The 6,970-nt window shown below is 67.0% G+C and carries 8 protein-coding genes; 3 read left to right on the top strand and 5 right to left on the bottom strand.

Translation table 11 applies throughout. From position 1 onward, the window contains the following. Nucleotides 1-335 precede the first annotated feature (335 nt). From ACTHLF_RS11695 to grxD, 3 genes are read right to left on the bottom strand one after another with little or no spacing between them, the layout of a single operon-like run. Nucleotides 336-944, bottom strand: a complete 609-nt coding sequence (locus ACTHLF_RS11695) for a YhgN family NAAT transporter (protein WP_440327516.1) — start codon at nt 942-944, stop codon at nt 336-338. 27 nt (nt 945-971) lie between these two features. Further along, nucleotides 972-1,745, bottom strand: coding sequence for an SDR family NAD(P)-dependent oxidoreductase (locus ACTHLF_RS11690; protein WP_440327515.1), 774 nt, complete (start codon nt 1,743-1,745; stop codon nt 972-974). Continuing rightward, nucleotides 1,742-2,065, bottom strand: coding sequence for a Grx4 family monothiol glutaredoxin (gene grxD, locus ACTHLF_RS11685; RefSeq protein WP_440327514.1), 324 nt, complete (start codon nt 2,063-2,065; stop codon nt 1,742-1,744). The genes ACTHLF_RS11690 and grxD overlap by 4 nt, the downstream gene beginning before the upstream one ends. Nucleotides 2,066-2,172: 107 nt before the next feature. Here grxD and ACTHLF_RS11680 point away from each other — a divergent pair, with 107 nt between their 5' ends. After that, the gene (locus ACTHLF_RS11680) at nt 2,173-2,754 is read left to right on the top strand and encodes a Fe-Mn family superoxide dismutase (RefSeq protein ID WP_440327513.1); all 582 of its coding nucleotides are present in this window, start codon (nt 2,173-2,175) and stop codon (nt 2,752-2,754) included. A 148-nt stretch (nt 2,755-2,902) separates the two neighbouring features. Here ACTHLF_RS11680 and ACTHLF_RS11675 read toward each other — a convergent pair whose 3' ends face one another. Together ACTHLF_RS11675 and purE are read right to left on the bottom strand one after the other, a co-directional pair. Next, nucleotides 2,903-4,003, bottom strand: a complete 1,101-nt coding sequence (locus ACTHLF_RS11675; protein WP_440327517.1) for a 5-(carboxyamino)imidazole ribonucleotide synthase — start codon at nt 4,001-4,003, stop codon at nt 2,903-2,905. A 50-nt stretch (nt 4,004-4,053) separates the two neighbouring features. Next, nucleotides 4,054-4,569: a 5-(carboxyamino)imidazole ribonucleotide mutase gene (purE, locus tag ACTHLF_RS11670; RefSeq protein WP_440327512.1), complete on the bottom strand. Its 516-nt coding sequence runs from the start codon at nt 4,567-4,569 to the stop codon at nt 4,054-4,056. 72 nt (nt 4,570-4,641) lie between these two features. Here purE and ACTHLF_RS11665 point away from each other — a divergent pair, with 72 nt between their 5' ends. Beyond that, complete coding sequence (locus ACTHLF_RS11665) at nt 4,642-4,932, top strand: Trm112 family protein (RefSeq protein ID WP_440327511.1); 291 nt, start codon at nt 4,642-4,644, stop codon at nt 4,930-4,932. A 78-nt stretch (nt 4,933-5,010) separates the two neighbouring features. Continuing rightward, a partial coding sequence (locus tag ACTHLF_RS11660) for a DUF1631 domain-containing protein (RefSeq protein WP_440327510.1) occupies nt 5,011-6,970 on the top strand: 1,960 nt, incomplete at its 3' end.

Below are 6,970 nucleotides of genomic sequence, written 5' to 3'. Positions count from 1 at the left end.
GTATCGCGGAGGGCATCGAGGGTGTCATTGAAGCGCTGCTCATGGGCCAGCGTACCCAGCAGGCCGGCAAGCGGCTTGCGGACCTTGGGGTGCTGCGCCAGCCATGGCATGCGTTCGGAGAGGGTGCGATCGATGCTCAGCATGATGTGGCTCCCTTAGACGTCAGACGGACGGTACCGGCCGGGCGTGGTGCGGAGTCGTGGTTTGTCATAGCGCCTTTGAACACCTGGTTTGGCCCCTGCCGGGACCCCGTGAGCGATGCCCGACGCCGGGTCAGTCCCGGCCCCGCCCATGCTCGCGGGCAATTATGACAGTTACCCTACCGCTACGTATGTTCATACGGCAATGTGCAGATAGGAGGATAGACCTCCCAGGAACATCTGCACCGAAAGCGCGATCAGCAGCATGCCCATCAGGCGCTCCAGCGCGGTCAGCACGCTTTCGCCCAACCACTTGAACAGGAAGGTGGAGCTGAGCAGGATCGCCGAGGTGGTGAGCCAGGCCAGGAACAGGGCGATACCCCACTCCGCCGTGCGCCCGGGCTGGGAGTTGGTGAGCAGCAGCAGGGCCGCCATGGCCGAGGGGCCGGCCACGCCGGGGATGGCCATGGGCACGATGAAGGGTTCGCCTTCACCGGGCTTGCCGAACACCCCACCTTCCACCGGCGGGAACACCATGCGGATGCCGATCAGGAACAGGACGATGCCGCCGCCGATGCTGACGGACTCCTGGCGCAGCTGCAGCAGCTTGAGGATGAACTGGCCACCCAGCAGGAACGCGATGAGCACCGCCAGCGCGATCAGCAGTTCGCGGATCATCACCTTGCGGCGGCGCTGCGGCGGTACATCCTTGAGCAGGGCCAGGAAGAGCGGAATGTTGCCCAGCGGATCCATGATCAGGAACAGCAGGATGCCCGCGGATAACGTCGTCATCTGCGTTTCCATGGGGAGGTACTCCTAAATTTCGGTGGATCAGTGGGTGTGGCGGATATCCAGGACCGTGCCCCGTGCCTCGGCGCCAGCGCCGGAGAGCAGGTAGACGATGGCCTCGGCGGATGCGGTCGGGAGGGGGCGATCGAGCGTGTTTTCGCCGTAGTAAGCGGCGCGGCGCAGGGCCGTGCGCATCGGCGCGGGCAGCAGCGCGTGCACGCGCATGGCGCCGCCGCGGTTCTCGGCGTGCAGCACGGCGGCCATGCGCTCCACGGCGGCCTTGGAGACGCCGTAGCCGCCCCAGTGGGCGCGTGATACCAGCTCCGGGTCGTCGAGCACGAACACCACGGCGCTGTCCTCGCCGCCGGTGAGCAGGGGCATGCAGGCCTGGGTGAGCGCGAACGGCGCCGAGACGTTGACCTGCATGGCCCGCAGCCAGTCATCCGGCTTGTGCATGGCCATGGGGGTCAGTTCGTTGAAGTGCGCCGCCGCGTGCACCACGCCATCCAGCCGGCCGAATTCCTTCTCGAGGCCGTCAGCCAGCGCGGCGTAATCGTTGGGCGTGGCGCTTTCCAGGTCGAGCGGGTGGATGACCGGCTCGGGGCCACCCAGGGCCACGAGTTCGTCGTAAAGCTTTTCGAGCGGACGCACCTTGCGGCCCGTGATGACCACCGTGCCACCGGCCCGGATGATCGCCCGAGCGGTCTCGCCGCCCAGGCCACCCGTGGCGCCGGTCACGACGTACACGCGGCCGGCCAGGGCGCCGGACGGCGGCGACCAGCCGCCGGGCAGCCGCGCCGAGGGCAACGCGCTCACGATTCCGCCCCGGCCACGTCGGCTGCCATGCGCTTGAGTTCACCCGCCGCATGCAGGTCCTCGACGATGTCGCAACCGCCGATGAATTCCCCTAGTAGGAACAACTGCGGGAAGGTCGGCCAGTTCGAGTAATGCGGCAGGCCGGCCCGGATCCGCGCATCGGCCAGCACGTTCACCGTATAGAACGTCGCACCCGCCGCCTCCAGCGCCTTCGCCGCTCGATCGGAGAAGCCGCAGGTCGGGTATTCGGGCGTGCCCTTCATGAAAAGCACGATGGGATGTGCCGCCACGATGGCCTTGATCTCGTCTACGACGTCCATAGGTCGGGTTTCATCATTAGAATGCTGAATGTTTCATAGTGTAGCAGCCGCGCGGGCCGCGCCCTGCTTCATCCATTTCCCCCAGCCACCGCTAAGGAGCCCAGACAATGGCGTTCGAACTTCCCCCGCTTCCCTATGAGAAGAATGCCCTGGAGCCGCACATCTCGGCCGAGACGCTCGAGTTCCATTACGGCAAGCACCACCAGGCCTATGTCACCAACCTCAACAACCTGGTGAAGGGCACCCCGGACGAGAACAAGAGCCTCGAAGAGATCGTCAAGAGCTCGTCGGGCGGCATCTTCAACAATGCCGCGCAGGTCTGGAACCACACGTTCTACTGGAACTCGATGCGCCCGGCCTCGCAGCAGGCCGAGCCGCCGGCGAAGCTCGCTGACGCGCTGACCAAGGCTTTCGGCTCGGTCGACAAGTTCAAGGAAGAGTTCACCAAGCAGGCCACCGGCAACTTCGGTTCGGGCTGGACCTGGCTGGTGCAGCGTCCGGATGGCTCGCTGGCCATCGTGAACACCTCCAACGCCGCCACCCCGATCACCGGCAGCGACAAGCCGCTGTTCACGGCGGACGTGTGGGAGCACGCGTACTACATCGATTACCGCAATGCCCGCCCGAAGTATCTTGAGAACTTCTGGGCGCTGGTTAACTGGGACTTTGCGGCCAAGAACCTGGCCTGATCTCCCGGCAGTAAAACAAAAAGCCGGGCCTCGCAGCCCGGCTTTTTTCGTAGGAGCCCACCCTGTGGGCGACATGTTTCGCGACCTACCCGCAAATCCTGCGGCTCTTTCGCGAACGGCGTCGCCCACAGGGTGGGCTCCTACGACGTTATTGCAGTGCCTCGATGGCTGGGGCCACCTGGTCTTTTCGACCCAACCCCTTCCCCACCGCCGCCAGCTTCTCGCGAAGGCTTCCGGCATCCGGCGCACACACGGTGGCATGGCCCACCTTGCGCCCCGGCCGGGCTTCCTTACCGTAGTCGTGCCAATGGCCATCGGCCACGTTCAGCACCGGCGACGGATCCGCCATCTCACCGATCCAGTTGAGCATGGCGCTGGGGCCGCGCACGCCGGTATCGCCGAGTGGCAGGCCGAGCACGGCGCGTACGTGGTTCTCGAACTGGCTGGTATGCGCGCCTTCGATCGTCCAGTGCCCGGAATTGTGGACGCGCGGCGCCATCTCGTTACCGAGCAGGCGGCCATTGCACACGAACAGCTCGAGGGCGAACACGCCCACGTAGTCGAGTGCTTCCGCCACCTTGCGCGCATGGGCATTGGCGGCCCGCTCCAGCTCATCCGTGCAACCCGGCGACGGGGCCAGGCTGAGCGAGAGCACGCCATCGACGTGCCAGTTACGGGTGAGCGGCCAGCTGCGGAACGCGCCATCGCGCCCGCGCACGGCCACGACCGACACTTCGCGCTCGAACGGCACGAAGGCCTCGAGGATCAAGCCGACTTTCCCGGCGGCCTCGCCGAGCGCGGCCCAGGCGGCGTCGATATCAGCAGCGGTCTTAAGACGAAACTGGCCCTTGCCGTCGTAGCCGAGCCGGCGGGTCTTCAGCACGGCCGGCGCACCGATGCGCTCGACCGCACGGACCAGGTCCTCGCGGGTATCGACCGGTTCGAAATCCGGCGTATCGAGCCCGCTTTCGCGGAACAGGGTCTTTTCGCTAAGGCGATCCTGGGCCACGGCCAGCGCGCGCGGGTTCGGGAACACGGCGACTTTGGCGGCCAGGCGTTCGGCGACGGCGGCGGGGACGTTCTCGAAATCGAAGGTCACCACGTCCACGCGGGACGCGAAATCGTCGATGGCGGCATCATCGAACCAGTCCGCTACCACCAGGTCGGTGACCTGGCCGGCGCAGGCATCGGCGCTGCCATCGACCACGAGCGTGCGGATACCCAGCGGCGCGGCCGCCAGCGAAAGCATGCGGGCCAGCTGCCCGCCACCGAGGATGCCGACGGTGGGGAGCTTGCGGGTCACGTGCGCGGATCCGGGTTATCGAGGACGGTCTGGGTCTGCTCGGCGCGGAACGCATCGAGCGCCTGCGCGACCGCCGGGTCATGAAGGGCGAGGACCGACGCGGCCAGCAGGGCTGCGTTGGTGGCGCCGGCACGGCCAATCGCCAGGGTGCCCACCGGGATGCCGGCCGGCATCTGCGCGATCGACAGCAGGGAATCCATGCCGCTCAGGGCCTTGGACTGCACGGGCACGCCAAAGACGGGCAGCGCGGTCTTCGCCGCCAGCATGCCCGGCAGGTGGGCGGCTCCGCCGGCACCGGCGATGATCACCTGGATGCCACGGCCACGGGCGCCATCGGCGTAGTCGAACAGCAGGTCGGGGGTACGGTGGGCGGAGACGACGCGCACCTCGTGGACGATGCCCATGCGGGTCAGCATCGAGGAGGCGTGCTCCATCGTTTCCCAGTCCGAACGCGAACCCATTACCACGCCGACGCGCGGTGCGGAGGCTTCGCTACCCTTGGTGGAAGTCATGGCCGGAGCACCCAAAAGTCGTTATTGTACGGACATTCGGTTTAATAAGGTTGGCCCTCCAGGGCCGCATCCATGGACAAGCGCCTCATCGATATCCTCTGCTGCCCCGTCAGCAAGCGCCCGCTGCGCCCGCTCACCGCCGCCGAACGCGACCAGCTCAACACCGCCGTGAAGGCGGGGACGGTTGACACCGTGGCCGGTGAAAAGGTGACCGAGCCCCTCTCCGAAGGGCTGATCACGACCGACGGCCAGGTGGTCTACCGGGTGGACGATGGCATCCCCGTCATGCTGCCCGAATCCGGCATCGGCACCACGCAGCTGGCAGGGTTTGCGGCTGAAGCGGGTCGCGCGCACAATCCGTGACGCAAGTCACACTTTGAGACCCGGGTTCCCGCACAATGACCCCCTCAGGCGGGGGCCTTAGTTTTTCCAGGATGCGCGATGAGTAACGCGAGCGAACCGTCTAACGTGGTCGATCTGAGCCAGCGCCTGGATCCGCGCAGTGATCGCGTGGGCGCGCTTCTGGCGACGGTTCGCGGCCTGGCGACCAAGCGCCTGCACGCGCTGGCCAGCAACATGTTCGAGAACATCGACGACGCCCTGTTCGACCTGGCCGAAAAGGCCGAGAACAACGCGGCGCAGACCCAGTTCTTCGACGGCATGCGCGAGGTCCGCAAGAAGCGCGCGATCGTCGAGCGTACCTTCCTCGGCCAGGTCGCCCGTGACCTGGCCGATTTTTCAGCAGGCCGCATGCGCGCGCCGGAAGCCGATGCACACACGCGCCCGCTCGCCAACATCGAGCTCAGCCTCGTCGGCGAGAACGAGCTGGAAGAATCCCTCGCCGTTACCTCCATGGTGGGCAAGAACGAGCAGCGCCTGGCGCGCGCCCTGTTCGCCGTGAACCAGCGGCTGTCGGTGATCTGCGGCGGCAACAAGATGGATGACGCCAGCAACCCGGTGGGTCCGGCGTCGCTGGCCAATGCCTTCCGCCAGGCGCTGCGCGAGCTGCTTGTCGAAGTGCGCGTCAAGCTGATCATCTACAAGCTGTTCGATCGCTACGTGCTCGCCGGCATCGACGAGCTCTACGACGACATAAACAACGAACTGGCCGCAGCCGGCGTCCTGCCGCAGCTGCGCCACGAGATTTCCACCCGGCGTAGCGATGCGCCGGCACCAACCGGCCCTGACTCCACGGCCACGCCTGTTGCTCACGGTCCTGCAGCACCGGTTACCGATGCGGCCGCTGCCGAGTTCATGCAGTCGTTGCATGCCCTGTTTACGGCGCGCCGTGGCGTCGCCGTCGACGGTGCCGTGGCCGGCATGCATGGCACCGGCGTACCGCTGCCGACCGGCCCGTTGCCGAGCCCGGCTGAGCTGCTTGGCGCGCTCACCCTGCTGCAGAGCCAGATGACCGTGCTGCCGGCCAGTGCGGCGCAGCTCGCCACCCAGGGCGAGATCGCGCGCGACGTGGCCCAGCTGAAGGAACAGCTGCTGGTGCAGATCGGCCAGCTCCGCGGCCAGCAGACCGCGCACGTTTCCGGCGTGGATGAAGACACGATCGACCTGGTGGGCATGCTCTTCGAGTTCATCCTCGAGGACCGCAACCTGCCGGCCGAGATGCAGGTGATGCTTGCGCGCCTGCAGATCCCTTACCTCAAGGTCGCCCTGCTCGACCGCCGGATGTTCGCGCACAAGTCGCACCCGGCGCGCCAGCTGCTCGATGCGCTGGCCGATGCGGCCAAGGGCTGGTCGCCCGAGGGCGACCGCGATGGCCGCCTGTTCGACAAGGTGAAGTCCATCGTCGAGCGCCTGCTGCACGATTTCGATGACGACATCGCCATCTTCGACAAGCTTGCCGCCGAGTTGCAGGATTTCCTCGACGTGGCCCGCAAGCGCGCCGAGCTCGCCGAGCAGCGCGTGGCGGAATCCACCCGCGGCCGCGAGAAGCTGGAACAGGCGCGTCGCCGCGCCGCGCAGGAGATCGTCAGCCGCGCCGCCGGCGCGAACCTGCCCCCGCTGATCTATGGCGTGCTCACCCGCGCATGGGCCAACTACGTGGTGCTCACCCTGCTCCGCCAGGGCGAGGAGTCCACGGAGTTCGCCGACTCACTGCGCTTCATCGATCACTTCGTGGCCAGCGCCCGGCCCGCCAGCGATGCCAACAGCCGCCGCGATCTACGCGCACTGCTGCCGGGCATCGAACGCTCGCTGCGCCGCGGCCTTGCCTCGGTCGCTTTCCAGGAAGCCGACACCGAGCAGCTGCTCGGCCAGTTGCACGCGTTCTATCGCCAGCAGCTGGGCGAGGTGGCGCCGGATGTCGAGAGCGGCACGCTGGTCGCCAGCGTCATGCCGCTGCCGGAAGCCATCCAGGCCATCGAGGAACCGGTGGTCGAGCCCGAGC

The organism is Luteibacter sp. (assembly GCF_051958795.1).
GTDB lineage: Bacteria > Pseudomonadota > Gammaproteobacteria > Xanthomonadales > Rhodanobacteraceae > Luteibacter.
This window is presented reverse-complemented; position numbering and strand designations above follow the sequence as displayed.